14 protein-coding genes and 1 pseudogene are annotated in these 22,715 nt (G+C 44.7%); 1 reads left to right on the plus strand and 14 read right to left on the minus strand.

Features of this window, described 5'->3' with window-relative positions; genetic code table 11:
- Window positions 1-11: 11 nt before the first annotated feature.
- From KDC22_RS33575 to KDC22_RS24115, 7 genes are all read right to left on the minus strand, one after another.
- The gene (locus KDC22_RS33575) at window positions 12-566 is read right to left on the minus strand and encodes a sensor histidine kinase (RefSeq protein WP_246552945.1); all 555 of its coding nucleotides are present in this window, start codon (window positions 564-566) and stop codon (window positions 12-14) included.
- On the minus strand, window positions 556-1,029 hold the full coding sequence (locus tag KDC22_RS33580; RefSeq protein WP_246552947.1) for a sensor histidine kinase: 474 nt from the start codon (window positions 1,027-1,029) through the stop codon (window positions 556-558). The genes KDC22_RS33575 and KDC22_RS33580 overlap by 11 nt, the downstream gene beginning before the upstream one ends.
- Window positions 1,030-1,554: 525 nt before the next feature.
- On the minus strand, window positions 1,555-3,147 hold the full coding sequence (locus tag KDC22_RS24095) for an ABC transporter substrate-binding protein (protein WP_211720623.1): 1,593 nt from the start codon (window positions 3,145-3,147) through the stop codon (window positions 1,555-1,557).
- Window positions 3,148-3,232: 85 nt separating this feature from the next.
- The gene (locus tag KDC22_RS24100) at window positions 3,233-4,117 is read right to left on the minus strand and encodes a carbohydrate ABC transporter permease (RefSeq protein WP_211720624.1); all 885 of its coding nucleotides are present in this window, start codon (window positions 4,115-4,117) and stop codon (window positions 3,233-3,235) included.
- 23 nt (window positions 4,118-4,140) lie between these two features.
- Window positions 4,141-5,106: an ABC transporter permease gene (locus tag KDC22_RS24105; RefSeq protein WP_211720625.1), complete on the minus strand. Its 966-nt coding sequence runs from the start codon at window positions 5,104-5,106 to the stop codon at window positions 4,141-4,143.
- Window positions 5,107-5,629: 523 nt separating this feature from the next.
- Entirely contained in the window at window positions 5,630-6,382 is a 753-nt protein-coding gene (locus tag KDC22_RS24110) for an SDR family NAD(P)-dependent oxidoreductase (RefSeq protein ID WP_425517073.1), read from the minus strand.
- 279 nt (window positions 6,383-6,661) lie between these two features.
- On the minus strand, window positions 6,662-9,478 hold the full coding sequence (locus KDC22_RS24115; RefSeq protein ID WP_211720626.1) for an alpha-L-rhamnosidase: 2,817 nt from the start codon (window positions 9,476-9,478) through the stop codon (window positions 6,662-6,664).
- A 313-nt stretch (window positions 9,479-9,791) separates the two neighbouring features.
- Here KDC22_RS24115 and KDC22_RS24120 point away from each other — a divergent pair, with 313 nt between their 5' ends.
- Window positions 9,792-10,937, plus strand: coding sequence for a helix-turn-helix domain-containing protein (locus KDC22_RS24120; protein ID WP_211720627.1), 1,146 nt, complete (start codon window positions 9,792-9,794; stop codon window positions 10,935-10,937).
- A 139-nt stretch (window positions 10,938-11,076) separates the two neighbouring features.
- Here the strand turns inward: KDC22_RS24120 and KDC22_RS24125 are convergent, their stop codons facing one another.
- The 7 genes and pseudogenes from KDC22_RS24125 to KDC22_RS24155 all read right to left on the minus strand — a co-directional run bounded on the left by KDC22_RS24125 (window position 11,077) and on the right by KDC22_RS24155 (window position 22,699).
- Window positions 11,077-12,603, minus strand: coding sequence for a sialate O-acetylesterase (locus tag KDC22_RS24125; RefSeq protein ID WP_211720628.1), 1,527 nt, complete (start codon window positions 12,601-12,603; stop codon window positions 11,077-11,079).
- A gap of 431 nt (window positions 12,604-13,034) precedes the next feature.
- Window positions 13,035-15,485, minus strand: coding sequence for a glycoside hydrolase 5 family protein (locus KDC22_RS24130; RefSeq protein ID WP_211720629.1), 2,451 nt, complete (start codon window positions 15,483-15,485; stop codon window positions 13,035-13,037).
- Window positions 15,486-15,658: 173 nt separating this feature from the next.
- Window positions 15,659-16,549 carry a carbohydrate ABC transporter permease gene (locus KDC22_RS24135; RefSeq protein ID WP_211720630.1) on the minus strand — a complete coding sequence of 297 codons (891 nt, stop codon included), beginning with the start codon at window positions 16,547-16,549 and terminating at the stop codon, window positions 15,659-15,661.
- A gap of 14 nt (window positions 16,550-16,563) precedes the next feature.
- Window positions 16,564-17,433 (minus strand): ABC transporter permease, encoded by an 870-nt coding sequence (locus tag KDC22_RS24140; RefSeq protein WP_211720631.1) that lies wholly within the window; start codon window positions 17,431-17,433, stop codon window positions 16,564-16,566.
- A gap of 332 nt (window positions 17,434-17,765) precedes the next feature.
- A pseudogene (ltrA, locus tag KDC22_RS24145) lies at window positions 17,766-19,015 on the minus strand (group II intron reverse transcriptase/maturase).
- Between the two features lie 433 nt (window positions 19,016-19,448).
- A complete protein-coding gene (locus KDC22_RS24150) occupies window positions 19,449-20,954 on the minus strand; it encodes an ABC transporter substrate-binding protein (protein WP_211720632.1) in 1,506 nt (501 codons plus the stop codon).
- 125 nt (window positions 20,955-21,079) lie between these two features.
- Window positions 21,080-22,699 (minus strand): response regulator, encoded by a 1,620-nt coding sequence (locus KDC22_RS24155; RefSeq protein WP_211720633.1) that lies wholly within the window; start codon window positions 22,697-22,699, stop codon window positions 21,080-21,082.
- Window positions 22,700-22,715 lie beyond the last annotated feature (16 nt).

Raw genomic sequence — 22,715 nt, forward strand, 5'->3', positions numbered from 1 at the left:
TTCGATTTTCTTTAATTTCCTTGGTTAATGCTTAATTTCGGAAGGCGGATTCGAACAGTAGTCCCCCCATCAGATAGGCTGGTGAAGGACAATCCGTACTGAGGTCCATAATTCAACTGAATTCGCTCTTGAATGTTCCGTATGCCGAAGCCTCCTGTTTGTTTGCTAATTGGTCTAATCAACACATTCTCTAACACCTCTTTTTCCATACCAATGCCGTCATCGCTGACTTCTACAATCAAATCTCCCTCCTCCTCTATTGCTGTCACCTGGATTTCGCCTTTCTCCGAATCCCGTTCCAATATCCCGTGCAAGATTGCATTCTCAATTAGAGGTTGAAGCATAATTTTCCGCACCGTACTGCTTAGCAGCTCTGGCGGAACCTTCAGGGTCAATAAGATCGCATTGTTAAATCGCATATTCTGAATTGACACATAAGATGCAATATGCCTTAGTTCACTTTCCAAGGTACCGATTTCTTTGCCATTCGATAGGCTCAAGCGGTAAAATAGTGCCAGCCTGTCCACCACTTTGGATATTTCTTCATTGTCGGATTCAATAGCCATTACATTGATTAGAGGGTGTTGTATAGAAAGTGTGGGTTATTTGAGCCTGCAATGCCTTTAACTCTTTGTTTTTCACTTCGCGCCCACGAGTATAGGTCTGATCCATTAACCTTGACACATTCTCCACCATTACATTGAAATTACGGGTAAGTTCACCGATTTCGTCCTGATTGGCCGGAAGCGGATCAATGCGAAAATTACCATTCTTGACTTTACGCACATGCCGTATAAGCTGCCTCAGACGTTTAGTAGCTGAACCAGCAACGTTAAAAGACAGCACAAAGGTGAGCGGAATGATCAGAAAAAAAATGAAGATTAGCCGGTTGCGCATAATATAGCTCAATTTTAATATGTCAGAGTAGGGTACAATCATAGTTATACTCATATTCGTCCCAGGGATTGGCTGAAGTCCCAGCAGAATTTGCTGTCCATTGAACTCCAGCCGATCCAACCAGATATCCATTCCTCCAGCTATTCAGCTCGCAGTTGCTAGGCGACTAAATTCTTATTTCGATGATTCGCATCGGTTATGCATATTTAGCATGACCAGGTATACAGTAATAACAATAAAGCCGGTGGCCCCCCCCCCGCCCGGCTTTATTACTCAATACCAATTTGAATAATTAATACTTTAGTAACGACTTTCCATTATTCATTTGACGACTTTTCTCTACATAGCACAAAAATAAAATCAATTCAGTTCCACACGTAACGCAGAAAGAAAGCTACCTACTGAGGAATCCATAAGCCGCACGTTTTCTTGGCGAGCTCGTTCGATGATTCCATCAACGAGCTCGAAATCATATTGCCTTGTTTCGGTTCAATTAATTCCCAGTAGACTGGAACAATGAGTGTATTCAAGTTTAATCCTGTTCATGATAACCTGGATCCAAACAATAACAAGCCGTTACAAGAGCACAGCAAAAACGTCTGCACTCTTGTAAAACGACCCGTGATTAAGATCCAAATATTCCGTTTAAAAATACGGTTATTTCTTCTTTGCCAGGAATGCCTCAGCTTGGGCTTCAACCTCAGCTTTGACCTTATCCAGACCAGCACTATTAAGGTTTTTGCTCAGTTCGTCAAAAGCTTTATCCACATCTTTGACAGCACCGATATAAATCGGGTTGGCAAATTGTGTCGAGGCATTGGCCAGGTTGGCAATCTGCGTCTTGACTTTATCAGAGTTGAAACTGAAGCCGTTATATGCATAGTCTAAGGTATTATACTCGCCCAGCTTAGTCCAAAAATCCGCATAAGCCTTTGGCCAGGTGCTCATTGGTTTAAACAAAGCTTTATTTACGAACCAGAAGCCTGAAGCATCTGGAGGATAGGAATTTGTATCAGCCGTTACTCCTTCCGGCAGCCCGATTTTATCATCCGAGGTGATGACATAGTTCTTTCCTTCAATGCCGTAATACGCCAAATATACATAAGACGGGTCTTCCATGATAAGATCCATGGCTTGCATAACACGTTCCGGATTCTTGGAATTAGCCGCAATGGAAACTCCAGCACCTATATAATTCCCCATTGGAACCTTGCCGTTTGGCATCAGGGATGGAATGATATAGCTTTCAATTCCTTTCGCTTCAGCCGCTTCAATTGTGGCAGCAATATCGATACTGTTGCCAAACGCTACTGCAGATTTACCTTCCACAAAATTATCCTTGGAACGGATTTTATTTGCGTATGGGTTTTTGTTAACATAACCCTTGTCATACCAATCCTTCATGATACCGGCAGCATATTTCTGTGCACTCAGGTAGGGCCCCTCGACCATGCTGTAGATTTTGCCGGTTGGATCTGTATAATCTGTACTTATCCCTTGAGTCAACGGTCCGCCTCCAAAGGAACCGCCTGTGAAACCAATCTTGTCGCGCATTAGATGTTGGTACGGCGTCGGTAAATCAACCTGTGAATCCAGGTTTAGACCAATCATATCCGGATGGTTTTTCTTAACAGCCTCCAGGTAAGGACCAATTTCAGAGAGGCGTTTCACCTCCGTGAGGCCTGCTTCTGCCATAATATCCTTACGAAGCACAGATACGAAGACATTACTGTCCGGGGTGGTTTTCGGAATCATGTAGATTTTACCGTTAATTCTCGCTTCCTCCCAAGCGGCAGGATCAATAGCAGCCGATTTCTTTGGCATATATTTGGCTATATCCTCTGACTTGAGTTCATAAAAGGCGCCTTTATTCGCTTGTTCAACATAAGAATTCCAATCTGCTGAAAAGATAAAATCCACATCTTCGCCTGCAGCCAGCAGCAACGGATACTTCGACTGAACATCCCCCCAGCCGATGTAATTCAGCTCAATGGTAGCATTGATGTCTTTTTTCAGCTTCTCATTAAGTGCAGCTAGCACCTCAGGCATTCCTTTTGGTGCCTCTCCAAGCAGATATCCTTTCAGAACAACCTCTTTTTGATTGCTTCCCGTTGCATCATTATTTGCGGTTTTTGCATTGTTTGCCGAATTTTCATTGTTTGCATTTCCTTTGGAGCAGGCAGACAACAGCATCGTCAGTGATAGCAGTATTGTCAGGATGAAGATCGCATTTTTTTTAACCCTTTTCACTTTTACGCCCCCTATTAATTAAGATTCCATAAAATCACCAGTTAGCAGGCTTCATATGGGATGGTTCGGCAACAAATCGTAAGATTTAACCTTTTACCGCACCAATCGTGATGCCTTTGACAAAATACTGCTGAAGAAAAGGAAACAGGATTACAACCGGACCCGTAGCAATTACCGTCATAGCAAGTTTGAATGTCTCCTTTGGCATATTAACGGACGACACATGCTGCGCCATCGCCGCCGACATGTTGATTGAAGACAGCATTTTATAGAGCATATACTGCAAAGGAACGTACTGTTCCTTATCAGTAAACATCATCGGAGTCCACCAGTCATTCCAATAGGCTAGGATAGTGAACAAACCGATAGAAGCAAGTGCAGGTTTACTGAGCGGCAGCACCATCTGCCAGAAAATCCGAAAGTCTCCCGCCCCGTCAATTTTGGCAGATTCTACAAGCGGCTCCGGTACTGATCCCTGTATGAAGCTGCGCATAATCAGCACATACATCACATTAAACATAGGCAGCAGAATTAGCACCGCAAGCGTATTCTTTAGATGCAGATAACTAGTGACCCAGATAAAATAAGGGGCTAGTCCACCGCTAAACAAGGTAGTGAAGAACAAAAAGAATGCAAGTTGATTCCGATACTTTACTTCCTTACGGTACATCACAAAGGCAGCCATCGTGGAGATTAACAGCGAAAGCACCGTTCCAATCACTGCCACAATCACCGAAACGCGGTAAGCGGAGATAATATCACCGGGATTGCGGAAGATAAAGGCATAGGCATCCAATGAAAAGCCGCGAGGCAGGAAGGAATAACCCTTCGCCAAAACTTGCCCTTCATCTGAGATAGATCCGGAAATCAGCACGATAAACGGAAGCAGGCACAGAATTGCGATAATTGATACAACAATGTACGAGAAGGCCTGAAAGACAGGCGCTGAATTCAATTTATTATTTTCCATATTAGAGTCCTCCTTTCTTCTGGTTAGAATAGTGCGTTGTCCTTGTCATAACGACGGACCAGGTAGTTGGCAAACAAGATAATGATCAGAGTGAGCACAGATTGATAGAGCCCTACTGAAGAAGCCATACCAAAGTCCTGCGTACCCATAAGCGAACGGAACACTAACGTATCAATAATATCTGTAGCATTCATGAGTGATCCATTGTTACCAATCAGCTGGTAGAACATATCAAATTCACCGCGCATAACCCTTCCTAAACCAAGCAGAATCAACACTACGGCAGTAGGTTTTAGCAAAGGCAGCGTAATTTTCATTATTTTCTGGAACCGGCTAGCACCGTCAATGGTTGCCGCTTCATAAATCTCCTGATCAATTCCGACAATAGCAGCAAGATAAAGAATACTGCCAAAACCAACCCACTTCCACACATATAGTAATGGAAGCAGAAGATACCAATAGCTACTGTTCGAGTAAATATCAATAGCCTCTAAACCGAGATTTTTTAAAAATACATTTACAATACCAAACTCGTAATTAAAAAAGTTGTAAACGAACGCGGATACAGTAACCCAGGATATGAAATAAGGTAGAAACATTAATGTCTGTGCAGTTTTTTTGAAAAACTTGTTATATGTCTCCGAGATCAGTACCGCAACCAAAATCGAAAACAGAGTATACAATCCCAAAAATACAACATTGTACATAATGGTATTCTTTGTCACGAGCCAAGCCTTGCCGGATTCAAAGAAATACTGGAAGTTCTCCAGCCCGTTCCAAGGACTCATAAAAATTCCATCCCTGTAGTTGAATTCCTTGAAGGCCATAACGATACCCGTCATCGGTATATAAGAAAAGATGATAAAAAAAACAGCAATCGGCACAAACATCATGTACAGTACCCAGTTTTTCCTTAGTTCCTGCAGCGGGGACAAACCCTTAGCCTTTTTTGGGGTCCGCACCGCAGCTCGCTCTATATTGGTGCCCATAAGCAACCTCCTTCTGAATGTCTCTCTTTACTTTCTTATTGTAAATGGATTGAGGGTCTCTACCTACGGGGGAAAGTTTCGATCTACTTTGAAAACCTTTGTTAAAAGAGGAACCGAAATGGGACGGTTGGCGTTCCCAACAATCAAACCACCCATCAACAGGTGGTTTTGATTTTGCGCGTTTCCCGCACATAACGGGCTCTTTAAGTAATGCGATTCCCTTCGCGCTTTCTCCATGTAACTCGCCACCTTTGGCCCACCATAAGACCTCATCTTCTCTATAATAAGTTTCGCCGTGTGTACAAAACCCGCCTTTAAGGTTCATTGTCCAGAAACGGTGTACAAGTTCGAACGTGGAAATGTTTTATGAGAAAAAACAGATTGAACCGAACAATGCAGCAAAAAGCTGGAGAAAGAATCTCCAGCTTTGTTATATAGCGATTTTTGTATAAATGATGTCCAAGGCTGTAGGCGTTGCGGTTTTGCACCTTCTTTATTTCCTCTGTACCATAAGTATTTGTACTTACAGAGTCAAGCCGCCATCCACCGCAATGATTGAACCTGTCATATAGCTGGATTTTTCGGATGCCAAGAACACGACGATCTCCGCAATTTCGTTAGGCTCAGCGAAGCGTCCAATCCGCATGTTCGGGAACTCTTCGGGGATATAACCGGACTCCTGCATCATAAGAGGAACACTCTGCGTCAATGCCGTATCGACGCCCCCCGGACAGATAGCATTGACGCGGATGCCTTTACGCACATATTCAATTGCGGCTGCCTTTGTCAGGCCGATGACTGCATGCTTGCTCGTGGTATACGCTGCCATACTATGCTCAGCGCGAATTCCTGCTGTGGATGCGGTGTTAATGATTGAACCAAATCCTTGAGAGTTCATTACTTTAAGTACCTTCTTCATTCCAAGGAAAACACCACGGACATTAACATTTATAATACGGTCAAATTCCGCGGTGTCAAGGTTCTCGATAAGCGAGAACTTCTGCAGGATACCGGCATTGTTGAAAAAAACGTCTATTCGCCCGTAGGTGTCAATGGTAGCCTTCGTGTATCGGTCAACATCTTCTTCCTTAGTTACGTCCGCTTGAAGAAACAGGCCCTCTCCACCTTGATCCCGGATCAATTGAACCGTTTCTTCCCCCGTTACCGTGTTAAAATCAACAGCTACTACCTTGAAGCCTGAGCTTGATAGTTTAAGTGAGGCTGCACGGCCTATGCCTCCACCTGCGCCAGTCACAATAGCGACTGAACCACTCATGGATATCGGCTGAAACGGGCTCACGTTCTGCTGAGGACTCGTCAGATCACCTATTTGCAGTTTCGCCAAGCTCGTTACCATCTCGGAAAGAATCTCTTTGGAAATATTGGCTTGCGGAAAAGCGCTAAGTTGCTCCAAAGTGAAGCTTTTCCCCATGTTTGCCATCGGATTGGTGGAAATACCAGGCAGGTGCTTCTCCAATATTTCAACGGCTTCTTCGTTGGAAAGCAGTTCACCAAGTTTTGATTTTTCTGAAAAGTTCATTTTTATTTCCTCCCTTTAAATTACTTTTAGTTTCCGATCCAGCTCGTCGAGTATGCTCGAATCAATTGGATTATGAACGGCCAGTTCACGAAGTGAAGTGTTTCGAATCATTGAATAAAGCGAATCCGGATTCTGTACGAAACCTGGAGGAAAAAATGGCGCAATCAACTCGCACGCTTGCTCGTTCTCGGCAAGAACAACCAGTGGGGTATACGTGCTTAACATTTTAAGATAACTTCTGAACGGCATATATCGAATCACATAGCTGCCGCTTTCCAGCTCTAGTAGTATGTCCTCACCTTCTTCATTAGCAGGAGAGTCCGGCATAGGACCGGCAATTGACAGAACCGCCGATGCTGCACGAGGAAGGCGAACAAGAGCTGTGGAATGAAACGGGATTTCAAAGTGAAATTCAAGCTCCCCCTCTTCGTCGAACGTCCATTCGCTCAAATAGGTACCTGCCGCAGATTCGAGCTTGGCCTTCGCCCACCGCAAGCGTAAGTCAGGTTTTGGCGCCAGCACGACTCGGCGAAAGCCAGGTGCTTCTTCAGACGGATTTATCCCAGCGATCACCCGGTACATCCATTCGGCGATAGCCCCAAAGGCATAGTGGTTCAATGAGTTCGATCCTGGATTTCCGATCTTGCCGTCCGTGTCAATGGCATTCCAACGCTCCCAGATAGTCGTGGCTCCTAGCTTGACAGCATAAAGCCAGCTCGGATAGTCGTCGTTCAGGAGCAGCGTATACCCCAGTTCTTCGCATCCGTTGTCTGACAGGGCGAAGTTCAGATATGGTGTTCCGACGAATCCGGTCTTGAGATGATTACGGTCCTTCCGCAGCCGATTTATCAAGCCATCCACGAGACGCTTACGGTACGATTCCGGCGCCAGGTCCATTTTCAAAGCAATAGCATAAGCCGTCTGGGTATCGAGTGCAAGGCGCCCTGTCTTAGAGAAGAATTCGTCTTCGATAGACTGTCTGACTTGCCCTGAAATTTGTTCGTAATAGGTCGCATCCTCTTTAAGCCCCAGAACTTTTGCCGCCTTGGCAACCAATCCTGTGGAATGGCAGTAATAGGCCGAGGCGATGAAGTCCTCGTCGGTGCCTCCCATCGAGGAATCGTTGCTTCCGTCAAGTGAAAGCCAGTCTCCGAATTGGAACCCGACCGTCCAAAGCCTCTTACCACCTGATCCTTCGTCCGCGCGAATGATGAAGTCTGCCCAGCTCTTCATACTCTCGTATTGCTGCTCGAGAATCGCTTTGTCTCCGTAATGAAGATATACATTCCAGGGAATGATCGTGGCCGCGTCAGCCCATGCGCTGGAACCGCCGCTCGGAACGTTCACGGCGGGTACGACCATTGGCACCATTCCCTCGCGATCCTCTTGTTCCTGATACATATCGTAACCGTACTTCGCATAGAACGTGTATGCATCCATATTGAAACAAGCCGCCCCGGAGAACACCTGTGCATCTCCCGTCCATCCCATCCGTTCGTCACGTTGCGGGCAATCCGTCGGAACGTCCAGAAAATTGCCCTTCTGCCCCCACAATGCATTCAGAAATAACCGATTTACAAGCGGGTCACTCGTCTCGAAACTACCGATTTGATCTAGATCAGAATAGAGGACACAGCCTGTGAAGTCGTTCGGGTCAAGCTCACCCGGCCAGCCCTCCACTTTCACGTAGCGGAAGCCATAGAAGGTGAAGAACGGGCGGACAATCGCTTCCTCCCCATCGGTAGTATAGACATATTCAGCCTTGGCCGTTCGCAGGTTTTCACGGTAGAAGTTGCCCTCCTGCAGAACCTCACCGTGCTGAAGCCGGATGACGGTTCCTTTTGGAGCGCGTGTACGGAAGCGAATCCAACCAACCATGTTCTGGCCCATATCCAGCACCGTCTCGCCGGCCGGTGTTTGAATAACCTCGACGGGCTTCAGCTCTTCTTTCACGGTAACAGGCACGCTCATCCTCGCTCTCAAGCGTTCGAAACCGAGTTCTCCTTCGCGAACGTTATATAATTCCGTTGCCGTGAACGTGGCATCATAGACTTCTCCGTCATACAGGTTGCCGTCCATGACCCGGCTTCTCTCCGCAGTCCAATCCGTATCAGAATTCAGTACTACCGTTGTTCCGTCGGCGAACGTAACCCGAATCTCGCACAGGACCGCGAATTCGCTACCATATAACTCCCTGGAATGACCATCGAACCCGAAGCGGCCCTTGTATAAGCCGTTACCGAGGCTGACTTGCAACTGGTTATTTCCTTCGCGTAGCAACTGAGTAACGTCGTACGTCTGGTACTGCAGCCACTTGTGGTAGGCGTTGAAGTGCGGGGTAAAATATTCATCCCCAGCCTTGATGCCGTTAATCTGCAACTCATACAATCCGAGCCCGCAAACGTATGCCCGTGCGGACGTGACTGCTCCGGTCAGCTTGAAAGTACGACCGAGCACCGGATGATGTTCCTTGTCCATATCGGGAACGATCCACTTCGCTTCCCACGGTTCTTCCAGCTTAGCAGTCTCGAACCATGCCGTCTCACTTAAAGCATGGTCACCATTGTCCGCCCATACCTCTACCCTCCAGTAGTAGCGGGTTCTTGGCATAAGCTGGATTGGCAGCTCGAAAGAGAGACTGTCGATATCGGCGCGTATGCCGCTGTCGAGTACGACAGACGAGAACGCCTCGTCCAGCGCGACTTCGTAACGGGCGGCAGTCTGCTTCCTGCCAGCGGTATCCGTTACAATGTAGGAAAGTCGGGGCCGGCGGCCCATCGAGAATCCCAACGGATTTGTGATTCGATTGGTTTTTAATTTCGTAATAATCATTAAATTCTTCCCTTTCCAATTAGGTTTTTTTCGATCATAAATAGCTGCAATTCAAATGCCTGCCTGATTACTTCGAGTACTCGCCTTAGATGATTTTCATTTCTAGTTTTATTTTAAGTCCTTGAGCCAATAAGTTATGGTATAATACTTATATAAATAGTATGATTAACAACTTGATTGGATGTGAATGAGCGTGAAATCCGACCAACAAAACGAATTATTACATTCCTCGTGCAAGCTATTGCAGGAGTGCCTGGGACTTCCCGTATTTTGCTCATGGATGCAGGACGATGACGAAGTCCATTCCTTAACCATGGAAGAAGAGCAAACTAACCCCTTCTTTCAAAATCAATTGGAGCTTATTCAGTTTCTAAAACAACAAGTGCATCTTGTGGAGGTTCCGAACATTCATACTACCAACATCGGCGAATCATTTATTACCGTTCCATTCCTTCAAAACGAAATCATGACCGGTATTGTATTTATTGGTCCTTGCACTACTCTCCCACTGACGGACGAAGTCATCCATACCATTCTTATGGATATCAATCAAGTCGAGAGCCCGGATTGGGCCCCCTACCTGAAACAAATGCCACTCGTATCAACAAAGCGTCTTTATAGCATAGGAATCCTGGCACATCAATTGTTAAATGGAGTCATACTGGACGTGACGGATATCATCGAAAAACATTTACGGATCGAGCAGTCTCCTAAAGAAAAAAAACAGGTCGAGGTGCTCATTTCAGACCGTAGAGAATCTTCAGAGTTCCGAGGTCTGTTCGAAATTGAGAAGCAGCTACTCAGTTCCATCCGTAACGGGGATAAAGCCGCTTTTTACAATATGACGCTAACTGTTGGCTACGACGGTAACGGCATCCTGTCTAACCACACCCAGTTACGCAACATTAAAAGTCTTGGCGTTTATGTGATTGCGCTTGCATCCCGAGCCTCAATAGAAGGCGGATTGTATCCTGAAATTGCTTATTCCCTTAGTGAACTTCACCTTCGCTGCATTGAAGATCTCCAAGATTATCGAGCTGTAGTAACCGCCATAGGCGATGCCCTGATCGACTTCGTAGAGCGTGTATCCAAAAGCAAACGAAAGCATCTTTCCAAATCGATTGCGACCTGCCAAGAGTACATTTTCAACCACCTGTATGAAAACATTCCCATATCGGTCCTTGCGGAAAAAACAAGTCTGAATGAAAACTACTTATCACAGTTGTTCAAGAAAGAAACGGGACTAAATATTACCCAGTTTATCCATCAAGAAAAAGTAGAAGAGGCTAAGAAATTGCTGGAACTCACCTCTAATCCGATCACTTTCATTGCCACCAAACTCAATTTTTATGATCAAACCCACTTTAATAAAATTTTCAAAAGATATACCGGGTTTACACCTAAGCAATACCGAAATAAAAATAAATTTGTTATCACACCGGAGGGTGATGACGAATAACGCAAGCCACAATTCGCCCCGATAGTGGCGGCTTGATTTCACCTGCAAGTGCGATATAGGGTGTACCGTCAATATATAGTTTGAATACTCCGTTTTAATTGTGGTATCAAGTCAAAATTACTCATTTTGCGCCCCTCCATTAAATGGTGATTTTAAAGGGTTTTGCAGGAAGATTGGCGCTATTGTATAAATTGACTTCCTCATAGTCTGAACATGCGAACCGAATATTTATCGTTTCCAAGTCGGTAACCTGCTTGTTTAGAATAATGAAAAGATTATTTCCTTTTACCTCTGTGGTATATTGAACAGGTCTTTGTCCTGCGATTACCTGCAATCCATTCAACTTGTCGCCATGTACAACCAACCGCTCACCTGCATGATGGAATGTAATCCGGATGCAATTCCCCTCCTTCATCACCTGATCGACTTCGGGAGCTTCGCAAAATATATTTTGCCCATATACTTTGCCTAACGCCAATAACGCCAGACGTTCACCAACAGGGCGCTTCCGTTTAGGGTGGACATCAAATTCCATACCCATATCCATGATACTGGCCATGTAGGTTTTCTGAACGTTTTTCGATACCTTTTCTTGCTGATCCCGAATGTATGGAAACCCTTCTCCGTTACTCTCAACATCTCGAAATGGCGCCAACTGAACAAAAAGAAACGGCAATTCGTCTTCCCACGTTTCCCTCCAGCATTCGATGAGTGCTGTGAACAACTTGTCATACAGGAATGCCTTGGGCGCGTCAGCTTCACCTTGGTACCAAATTACACCTTGTGCTGTATACCCCGCAATTTCTTTGACCATCGTATGATATAAACCATTAGGACGATTGTAATGTTTTGGTCCAAGCTGCTTAATATAAGGCGATCCTAATAATGGAGCAAGCGTCGTATAAATATCCTCTGTTGCAGTTCCTGCATTCATTCTATCTAACGCTGCAACGATCGAAGGTAACAGGTAAAGCTGCCTGCACAATTTAACCTGCCGTTCATATTCTTCAAGGTTCAAATCCTTAATTGCTTCTTGGTATTCCTGCAAATAGATATTCAAACCTGTATCACGATTTAAATATTCTTCACTTAACCAAGCAGCAGCAGATGTTCCTGACCACGTACAAGTTATAATTCCAACCGGAATTTGAAGATTCTCGAACAGACGGAGCGCAAAATAATAGGCCACTGCGGAAAAATCAGCCGCATTCACCGGGCTGCAGGTTCGCCATTTGCCAAACGGATTTATATCTTCATCAATCTCATCGTCAAAACTAACCTTGGGAGTTTCAAAATAACGTATATCGGTATGATTAGCTACTGTTAGAACTTTGTCAGCTTCCGCATCATATTTTAACCGGAACTCCATATTTGATTGCCCGCCTGCAATCCATACCTCGCCAATCGCAACATCTCTGACCCTGATTTGTTCGCCTGAACTCGAAAGTACGATCAGCTCGGCGTTCGCCGTTGCTTCCATCGGTGGTAGATTTGCCGTCCAGCATCCTTGCTCAATAATGGCGACAACTTCCTTTGCCCCGAGCTTAACTCTTATCTTGTCATCAACATTGCAGTACCCCCAAATTCGAATGGGCTTTCTACGTTGAAGTATCATATGATCGGAGAAAACTGGAGATAATACTAACTTTTGGTTTTGTGAGTGCATTTCTAAACCTCTTTTTCGGGATTTTTTAAGTAACTATTGTATTCCGTTCCGGGAGCTGCATATTGGAGATAGTATTTACCATTGTGCTTGTTCATCCATGCTCCCTCAAAGTTTCTTTCAAGGCATGCTCTTCAATATTTCCATAAGTAAGTGCGGTCTCCTACTCTATTGGCTTCATATCGCCCGGATTGAGTTCAACGCATATGGTCTACTTAACAGCTTTAGCGGTAACTCCATAAAGTTTACTAAAATGCCAGTTACTGCTCTGCCATTGTTACGACTTTCCTTTATTCATTCAGCGACTTTAACAGTAATCTGTGAATAAGGTAGCTCTATTAATAATCATCCCTTGTGTTAACCTAAATAATTTCTAAAAAGCCTGTAGACTTGTTCCTATAAGGAACTTTGTCTACAGGCTAAAAACAGTCTTCTTACTTTCTTTCCAACAGGAAGTGAACTGCAGGGATGGTGCCATCCAACGTGAAGCTCATACCGTCTTCGACAGATGTGCCTTCAACCTGGGCGATCGGAGTACCTACCGTATCCAGTGCGGTAAGCGTTGCCGAATTGCATCTTACGAACAACGTGCCTTCAGGAGTATCAGCATACAATTTCCCTTGGTGGTCGACCGTCGTGATGAACCCCTCCACCGTGAAGATAGTTTCATCCATGCCGGTTTCTCCAAGGACTGTCAGTAGGATTGTCTCAGCCCGTTCTACGGAAGTGCCTTTCGAAGGCAAAGCAGCCGCAGAGATTCGCTGGTTACTCAGAGACAGGGACAAATCGTTTGTTAATGTGACCCCTCCAACCGGATTGCCGCTGAAGTAGGAACATCCTTCGGCGCGGATGCGGAACGTTCCAGCTTCCGGGTCGGATATCAACTCACCAGTATCTGAGACGAGAGCATTGCCAACCAGACCCCGATCATGGGACAGAAGACCCCAACGCTTGAAAGCAGCATCAAGATACGTGGCGAACGCAGTGTAATCGCCGTGTCCAGCCAAGGAAGTAATATCATCGAAGACTAGGGTTTTGTCTCCAAGCTTCGCGCCAGGGAGCAGTTCATCGGTCTCGGTAGCAAGCCGCTCCAGCCGCCCACCACCGGAAGCATGGCGCATGGCGTCACGATACGGCGACCATGCAAAGTACACGGCACGTTCAGCTTGGGAAAGATCGCCATTATTCAGGAAGCCGGCTGTAATTGCGACATCCGCATCTCCGGTATAGGTATCTCCCTGATCCAGGAATACGTTGCGCATATTGGTAATGTAAGGAAGAAATGTGTTCGGCATACTGTAAGAAGGCGGCAGGGTTAACAGATCGTTCTTCGTAAATACCACATCCACCTGGTTTTCTGCCTGGCGCACGAGACCCTTCAGGAATAAGGCAGCCATAAAGCCAAACTGGCAGATCAGGGACGGATCATTGTACGCATCGAAGATGTCCATAATCTCATCGTCGGGCTGGTCGTCCCAGCTTTCAGACGTATGGAAGCAATAGAGCATAAGACCGTCCCAATCGTTCAAACATGCATAAGCAGCCATAGAGAGGAACGCCGTCGAGTGAAACGGATTCACGCCGTACTCGTTCCATTCACTTAGAATAAAGGGCTTTTCTCTGAGCACTGCTGTGGTGGCCATCTGCAGCATTTCGGTGCGCATATATATGCCGTCAGCATGCACCTTCAAAGGATTAGATGTTACATACTCCCTCATCCCTGGTACAACCAGCGTTTCCTGGTGAAACGGCGGCATCGGATGATTGAAGTACGGGTTATTTTCCATAATGTCCGCGTCCGAATGGGAATATACATCCGCTGAACCGTTCAAGAGGTTGCTGGTATTTATAGGAACTTTCGCCCCAAGAGATCGAATATGGTCAATCATTGTACCATAGTACCTACGGTTTACATTGATACCAAATTCCATGAAATCGGCATAGCGGGCAGGACTTACATCCGTCCGTTCCCCCATCGGATTATTTGTAGCTTGAGAGACACTGCCTGTCCATTCCCCCATTGGTTCGTTGGCAACCTGGTAGAACCCCCCCTCCGGGAATAGCACCGTGCCCGCCTCCGGATCTTCCTCTTCACCAAGGGCACAAACATTATTGTAAGTCCACGCCTTAGCAAGATTCTTCCTTGTGTCGTACTTGGCTAACAAATACCGGTTGAAGCGGCGCTGCAGCTCCTGCCGATAAGGCTCAATCCCTTTCTCGTTCTTGATATCTGCCGTTCCTCTTATGGCGGAGTCCTCATTCGCGATCTGAATGGTCATAACCGCCGGATCATCAATTAGTGCTAGTCCAGTATAGGGATTCACATGGGACAGGAGCTTCGTTGCATACTCCTTCTGTAGTTGAATCAATCGTTCATTCATATGGGTGAAGCTCTTAAAAGGGAAGCCCGGTGCGTTAGGATAGTCGAGATCGTCTCCGTCCTGAAAAGCGCGAGCAACCAGCAGATCGACTTGTACGTAAATGCCTTTTTCTTTAAGCTTTGCTACAAAGTAATCAAAGCGGTCAAGACCCTTCTCATGGAAAAACCGGCTAGATCCGCTGTTATAATCAATTAACGGATTATCGAGACTTGAGCTCCAGCCGGAGGGTCCAAGTGGCGCATCGGCTGCATGAAGACGGATCACGTTAATGCCCAAGGAGGCGAAGCGATCCGCCAGACGCTCCGCAGTCTGATGATCAGGCGTATTAGAGCGAGTGGGCATATTAAAGCCGATGAACTTTGCGCGGGTGCCATCCTCAAAGTACAAACGTCCATCTTTCACTTTAGTGAATCCGTGCTTGCCCGCAGGAGCGTCCAGAAGATAGGAGAAATCCAAAGCTCCCGTATTCGGTGCAGTTTTATCAATTTTAATTCTCTGTTTCATATTGAATGACCTCCGTAAGATTGATTTTTGACTGGCTCGCTACTTAATCTTAATCTTTAAATCGTTCATAATTATTGTATGTTTCTTACTAAAAGAGTACGAAAATACATTATTTTGAACGGTAATCCTGTTGTATTTAAGGAATTCATCACCACCCGCACATGATTATGAAGTTACCCCTTCACAGCGCCGATGGTCATACCCTTGACAAAGTATTTCTGAAAGAACGGGTAGGCGATCATGACGGGGATTATGCTGATTACTGCAATCGCCATCCGGAAAGACTCGCTCGGAAGTTGAACCGGATTCGTATTGAGTCTGGAGCTCAAACTGCTGTTGGTGGACAGGAATTCAATATCGCTCATAAGCCGATTCAACACGTTCTGCAGGCTAAACAATTTAGGATCAGTCAGGTAGATAAGACCGTTATTCCAGTCATTCCAATACATAAGTCCCTGCATAAGTCCGATTGTCGCCATAATTGGCAGAGACAGCGGTATGACAATTTTAAGAAACATGGTAAATTCTGATGCACCGTCTATGCTTGCCGATTCCAGCACCGGAGCCGGTATAGTCGTCATAAAGAAGGTTCTCATCATTAGTACCATAAAACCATTCATCAACAATCCAGGTATGATGAGTGCTGCCACTGTATTCTTGATATCAAAGATTTGGGTGTAAATCAGGTAACTTGGTACCAGCCCGCCGTTAAACAGCACAGAAAAGAACAGGAGAAATGCAATGAGCGATCCGCCAGGTAAATCACGGCGAGATAACGGGTAGGCGAACATCGCTGTTATAAGCAAGCTAACCGTGGTACCAACCACAGTAACAAACACGGTGATCCCATAGGCATTAAAAATCATCGAGGATTGATCCCAAATATACGCATACGCCTGTCCGCTCCAAAGCTTGGGAAAGAGAGAGTACCCATCCTTAATAATTGAATTTTCATCAGTAAGGGATGAAGTAACGAGCAGTACAAACGGAAGCAAACAGGCTAGCGAGAATAACGTTAATACCGTATGTGAAATCCATTGCCAAAGCCTACTTTCTTGATTCATAGTATCCTTCCCTCCTAGAACAAAGCATTATCTCTGCTTAATTTGCGAACCACGTAATTTGAAAAGATGACAAGAATGAAGCCAACAATAGATTGGTAGAGGCCGGCAGCAGAAGCCATCCCGATATCGCCAAGCTGCATAAGCCCTCGGAACACATACGTATCAATCGTGCTGGTCGCATCGTACAAAGGACCGGAATTCATCGGTACTTGGTAGAACAATCCAAAATCAGAGTAGAATATCCGGCCGATGTTCAATATCAACAACATAATGATAATTGGGGTAATCAGTGGAATTGTGATGGTTCGAATTTGTTGCCACTTTGTAGCTCCATCCAGTCTAGCGGCTTCATAATACTCTGGATCGATACCGATAATTGCGGCCAGATAGATGATACATGAGTACCCTGCACTTTTCCACACATTCACGAATACAAGAATATATGGCCAGTACTTTGGTTCGTTGTACCAAGAGATAGGTTCTATTCCTAACGATGGCAGGATAGTTTTATTAAGAAATCCCGTCTCTATGCTTAACATCGAAAAAACCAGGTAGCTAACTAAAACCATTGATATCAGATAAGGCAGCAAGATAATACTTTGATAAGCCTTTGCTGCAGCTTTGCTCCTGATTTCATTCAAAAAAATGGCGAAGCCAACGCCAACAATCAGACCAATAATGATGAAGGCTAAATTATATAAAATCGTGTTGCGGGTAATGAGAAAAGCATCTGACGACTGGAATAAAAACTTGAAATTCTGAAATCCAACCCAATCACTGTTCCATATCCCTTTAGAATAATCAATGTTCTTAAAAGCGATCGAGATTCCAAACATAGGGAGATAGTTATTAATAAGCAAATATGTAATTCCCGGTACCATCATGAAATATAGAGGGCTATATTTCCAAATACGCCTCCTCGATAAGCTTCGTGTGTTATTCCTCATTCCGTTTTTCTCCCTTCGTAGTAGCCCGGCGTATTCTTCATCGGTTCTATCTTTATATTATGGAAATAGCTGTCTTGGCTCTACCGTTCCACCGACTTCCGATTTGCATTTTACCGACCATTCACTTAAGGCCAGCTATGAGATTACAAAATAAGAACGATTGTCCAGAAAGATTACTAAACGAGGTCTAGTTGCAAAAATCGAGTAGGAGGGGGCGGTGAGCCCCCGACCTCTCACACCACCGTACATACCGTTCGGTATACGGCGGTTCATGAAATATTCCGTATGGAGTTGTATCTGTCCAACAAGCTCTTAAGTCCATTGGATGCCCAGTATTGGTTATTCAAGGCTCGCGACAAAATTGGACTCCCTGCAATTCGCCAGTACCCTTTACGGGTATTCCCCCACTCATAGGCTTTATCGTTGGGCATGCCTAGAGATAAAAGCCTTTTTAACTTTGGTTCGCGGGTTCTTCCATTGCTTCCATAGACACATTCGTAGCCTTCTTCGAATCCACGCGTCCATCCTTTGAAAGATACTTGGCGTATCCGCTAGCGAGAAGTACCCACACCATCCCATTAGGTATTGGTTTAGTTCCTTCATTCGCTCTTCCATCCTCATCGGCTTCTTTCGGGAGGTTATCTCTCGAATTCTAACCTTCGCTTTCTGTAAGGACTGCTTTGCAATTCTCACTTTCGGCTCTTTGTCTGTGCTAAAACTAAATCCTAGAAACTTCCGTTTCCATGGGTGGTCTACCGCGCTCTTCGCTTGGTTGACCTTCAGTTTTAGCCTCGTCTCGATGAATCGGGTGACGGATGCCTTGACTCGTTCGCCTGCTCTTGGCGTTTTCACGTAGATATTACAGTCGTCCGCATAGCGGACGAAGCGGTGTCCACGTCCCTCTAGTTCTTTATCCAATGTTGGATAGTAACGGACTCAGAGGACCGCCTTGTGGCGCTCCTTCCGTAGTCGGCTTTACTAACCCGTTTTCCATCACCCCCGACTGAAGGTATTTACGAATAAGCAGAAGAACTTTCTTGTCCTTCACTTTCTCCGCAATCTTCATCATTAGACGGTCATGGTTGACGCGATCAAAGAATTTCTCCAAGTCCAGGTCAATTACGAATCGATAGCCTTCTTTCATGAATGTTCTCGCCTTCCTTACGGCATCATGTCCCCGCCGTTTGGGGCGAAATCCATAACTGTGCTCGGAAAAGGGTGGATCGAACAATGGGGTTAACATCTGAGCGATGGCTTGTTGCAGCATTCGGTCTGTCACGGTAGGGATTCCCAGCTTCCTGACACCTCCGCCATTCGGTTTCGGGATTTCGACCCGACGTATGGGGCTCGGCTCATAGATTCCTTCTTCTATCGCTTGCCGTATCTTCTGCCAGTTTTGTACGATGTGTTCGCGTAAGGATTTTACGGACATCCCATCTACGCCATGGCTTCCTTTATTCGATTCGACTCGCTTTAACGCTTGTAGAAGATTTTCCCGTGACAGCAACTGCTCCAACATTTTTTTATTTTTTTATCTCTCTTTACGTGATTTGTGCCTTCTTCTTGTGCCAAAGATGAATTCTGCCCTGCCGAAGCTCCACACGGGATTCACCGCTTCTTTCTTCGGTCAGGTCCTTTCGGATTTTCTGCTGTCATTACTCATCTTGAACGCCTAGATGCACAAATGCCTATTTCATGTTCAGCCCTTCCGCTCGTGTTGCAACACGAAAGCGTACTATGGCGTCAGCCTTATATGAAGTTAGTGTTCCTCAGACCGGAGATTTGCTGCCGGCTTCCTTCAGATTCCACCTCACGGTGGACACCCTTGCCTTAAGCTAATGACTACTACTGCCTTCGCCATTCGGGATTTCAACCCTAGAGATAGCGCCCATGCTGGGCGCACTAAAAAAAGACCATGCAAACCTGCATGGCCTTTGGTCTGAGAATCAAAATTATTTATTATCTTCTGCCCATTTGTCGAGTTGTTTTTGCTTCTCCGCGATGACCTTGTCAATCCCCGCTGTTTTTAACTTGTCAATAAATTGAGGCAATATCTTCTCAGGATCAACACTTCCGGTTTCAAGGGGCAGGAAATATTGACCAATAACATTACTGACGTTAGCATATTCTGTTTTTACCGGTGTAGGGTCGAACGAGAACCCTAAGGCTTTGGATTTATAAGCCGATTTATTATATTCATCCACTTTCTTCCATATATCCGGATCATTCCCATTCCAGACATAGGATAAAAACTGATTGCCGAACAACCAACCATATCCCAAAGTATATCCTGAATTTTGCGCATTAACACCAGGGGGATAATCAATAATGTTATCGGACTTCACTACATAGTGTTTCCCTTCGATACCCCAATCCAGGATGTTCACGAGTTCTTTATCGGTATACATGAGATTTAAGAATTCCATAGCTTTCTCCGGAACTTTCGAGGTAACAGGCACTCCCCACATCGCGTTGGTTAAGGTGGATGACATGGATATAGCAGGCAGCAGTTCTTTAATTACCCTAGGATAACCAGCGCTATTACTTACATTAGCATACGACATAGGGTTAATAACGGTTATAGTAGAAAAGCCACGGTTGGAGTTAATCAGTTCATTTTCATTAACCTTATTGGTCGTTGCGTCTTTTAGAATCAGCCCCTCTTCATACCATTTTCTTACTAATTTAAGCTGCTGAGCATATTCTTCCGTTTCGAACAAGTCGACCACTTTCAGATTATCTCCACGATTCATTAGTACACCGATTCGGTCAATGAGACTGTCATATGTTGGCAAAGCGTTGACAACTGAAGAAAAGGTTGGTGGCAGCAATGGGGCCAGATCCGGTTCACCAGCTTTAATTGCTTTGAGTGGTTCTTCCAAGTCTGCCAAGGTGTTGATTTTATCAACATCAATTTTATATTTCTCCACAAGATCCTTCCGCATTGAAATACCATAACTTGTAGCCATGTCACGCAATGTTGGAACGGCATAAATTGCGTTATTAACTTTTCCTGCCTCCAGATAAGCAGGATCCAGCGCTTGAAGAATTCCTTGACCTTGTTCATTCAGGAGTTTATCCATGGGAAGCAATTGATTTTTCGACATGAACTGAGTGAAGGTTCCTACGATGCCAATTAAATCGAGTTTTTCATCACTGGATAGCATCAGGTTCATTTGTTGCTGCCAACTCGAAAAATTTATTGGCAACAGTTCTACTTTAGTATTAATTCTCTTTAGGGTAACCTCATTTACAGCGTCTTGTATCAATGCCATATCTTTTGGTACGGAGCCGTAAAGTGGAAACGCCACAGTTATTTCCGTCGGTTCTTCAACCTTATTACCAGATGAATCCACTGCTTCCTCGTCTTCACTTTTTCCATTATTTCCACCACAAGCAGATAGTAACAGCGTTGCAATCAAAAGCAGCGAGCATAACATTTTCCATTTTTTCGTCATACTTCTCCCCCATTTTTGTACTATTTCCCTTACTTGAAAACGCTTCCAGCACTCAATTCGCATTAGTGCTTACCTTCAGTTTATATAAACCCGTATTTGAGCACTGCTCCTCAAACGACATTCCATTATTCTTTTGCCGACTTTATCTCACCTGATTCTCGATGAAGTATCTGCCGGTATTCATTCGGATTCATATTCGTATGTTTCTTGAACGTTCTGGAGAAATGGGAGAAATTAGCGTACCCAATATGAGTGGCAATTGCACTTATCGGCATTTCCGTTTTTTCGAGCAATTCCTTAGCAATCTTGAGACGCTCATTTAAGAGATAATCCGATATCGCCATACCGGTTTCTTTTTTAAAGACACGAGTTAAATAATCCGGATTAAGAAATACATGGTTTGCAATCTCCTCCCGGGATAGATCTTCAGTTATGTGAAGTTTTATGAAATGAATGACTTTCTCGATTACACTTTGGGATTGTTCAATTGATTGTACATATTCCTTGGCCCTTTGGATCGTATAACTCATCCAATCGAGAAGATTAACAACAGATCTTGTCGCAGTCGCAGACATATCCTGTGAATCGGGATCGCCAAAGAGCTGATGGGCTTGAATCCCTTTTGTCTGAAGCACATAGTAAACCATTTGTTGAAAATCCTGATAGAACTGGCGCAGAAAGCTGGCGTCTATTTTCTCCTTCTCCATTATGTCTTTCAAAAATCGGGAAGATTCTATTAAAACCTCTTTGAAAGCTCCTTCTGTCAGCATCACGGACCATATAGTCATGTTGATGGATTTGTATGTCGATGCTGGAGTAGTTTGTAAAGAAATTGAAAACACCTTGTTATTATGAACAACATTGTTTTGTTCCAATTTATATAGCTTATTGACCATTCCCAATAATTCATGACCACGAACCTCTTCTCCAATGTAACAGGACAAATCGCAATAAAAAAACTCGCTGCATGCTTTAATGTATTTTTCGCATCTTGATTTCATCGTTTCAAGGTCATGTTGATTCTGAACCGAAAGAACAATAAGCAGTCTTCTATTGCTGAGTGTAATGATCCGACCCGACTGACCGGCTTCAAGCAGTAATTCTTCTGCTGAATTTCTTAGTCCATACTCCAGTATTTTTTCGTCTCTCAAGTTCAATAACTTATGCCAACGTTGGATCCCGATGAGAACAGGAAGAAACAACATTTCTTCCACATAAGGAATTTCCCGCTCTATAGCCGCACGTTGTACCGCTTCACGACTTGATGGAATGGTTTGATTTAAAATATCCTGCCAGAATCGCTCAATGAGTAGAGGCTGATGTTGAAACCATAATTGCCCATATTGGCTATATTTCATCGCCTCTTGATCTTTATTGATTTTATCAATAGCGGTTCGTATCACCTTCTCCAGCTCGCCAAATGGTACAGGCTTCAAAAGGTAATCAAAGCTGCCTAATTGAATAGCTTGCTGCGCATACTTAAAATCAGCATGGCAAGTCAGGAATATGGTCTCTGTTTTGGGATAGAATCCCTTTACCCATTTCGTCAGTTCGAGTCCGGTTGCTTGCGGCATCTCAATATCGCAGAGCATAATATCAATCCGCTCCTGCTCAAACCATTCCTTAGCTTGCCTTACAGTGTAAGCCGAAAATACTGCCGTAATACCTAGCTTCTCCCAGTCAATTCCCGATTGAATCCCTTCTACGGCATGAATTTCATCATCAACGATTAATAGTTGATACATATCCTACTCCACCTTC

Origin of the sequence: Paenibacillus tritici (assembly GCF_018207515.1) — a bacterium.
Taxonomy (GTDB): domain Bacteria; phylum Bacillota; class Bacilli; order Paenibacillales; family Paenibacillaceae; genus Paenibacillus_AQ; species Paenibacillus_AQ tritici.

Excerpts from the sequence above, each read along its gene's own strand:
- KDC22_RS33575 (WP_246552945.1), bottom strand. The coding sequence starts at position 566 with ATGGCTATTGAATCCGACAATGAAGAAATATCCAAAGTGGTGGACAGG.
- KDC22_RS33580 (WP_246552947.1), bottom strand. The coding sequence starts at position 1,029 with ATGGATATCTGGTTGGATCGGCTGGAGTTCAATGGACAGCAAATTCTG.
- KDC22_RS24100 (WP_211720624.1), bottom strand. The coding sequence starts at position 4,117 with ATGGAAAATAATAAATTGAATTCAGCGCCTGTCTTTCAGGCCTTCTCG.
- KDC22_RS24105 (WP_211720625.1), bottom strand. The coding sequence starts at position 5,106 with ATGGGCACCAATATAGAGCGAGCTGCGGTGCGGACCCCAAAAAAGGCT.
- KDC22_RS24110 (WP_425517073.1), bottom strand. The coding sequence starts at position 6,382 with ATGAGTGGTTCAGTCGCTATTGTGACTGGCGCAGGTGGAGGCATAGGC.
- KDC22_RS24115 (WP_211720626.1), bottom strand. The coding sequence starts at position 9,478 with ATGATTATTACGAAATTAAAAACCAATCGAATCACAAATCCGTTGGGA.
- KDC22_RS24120 (WP_211720627.1), top strand. The coding sequence starts at position 9,792 with ATGGAAGAAGAGCAAACTAACCCCTTCTTTCAAAATCAATTGGAGCTT.
- KDC22_RS24125 (WP_211720628.1), bottom strand. The coding sequence starts at position 12,603 with ATGCACTCACAAAACCAAAAGTTAGTATTATCTCCAGTTTTCTCCGAT.
- KDC22_RS24130 (WP_211720629.1), bottom strand. The coding sequence starts at position 15,485 with ATGAAACAGAGAATTAAAATTGATAAAACTGCACCGAATACGGGAGCT.
- KDC22_RS24135 (WP_211720630.1), bottom strand. The coding sequence starts at position 16,549 with ATGAATCAAGAAAGTAGGCTTTGGCAATGGATTTCACATACGGTATTA.
- KDC22_RS24140 (WP_211720631.1), bottom strand. The coding sequence starts at position 17,433 with ATGATGGTACCGGGAATTACATATTTGCTTATTAATAACTATCTCCCT.
- KDC22_RS24150 (WP_211720632.1), bottom strand. The coding sequence starts at position 20,954 with ATGACGAAAAAATGGAAAATGTTATGCTCGCTGCTTTTGATTGCAACG.
- KDC22_RS24155 (WP_211720633.1), bottom strand. The coding sequence starts at position 22,699 with ATGTATCAACTATTAATCGTTGATGATGAAATTCATGCCGTAGAAGGG.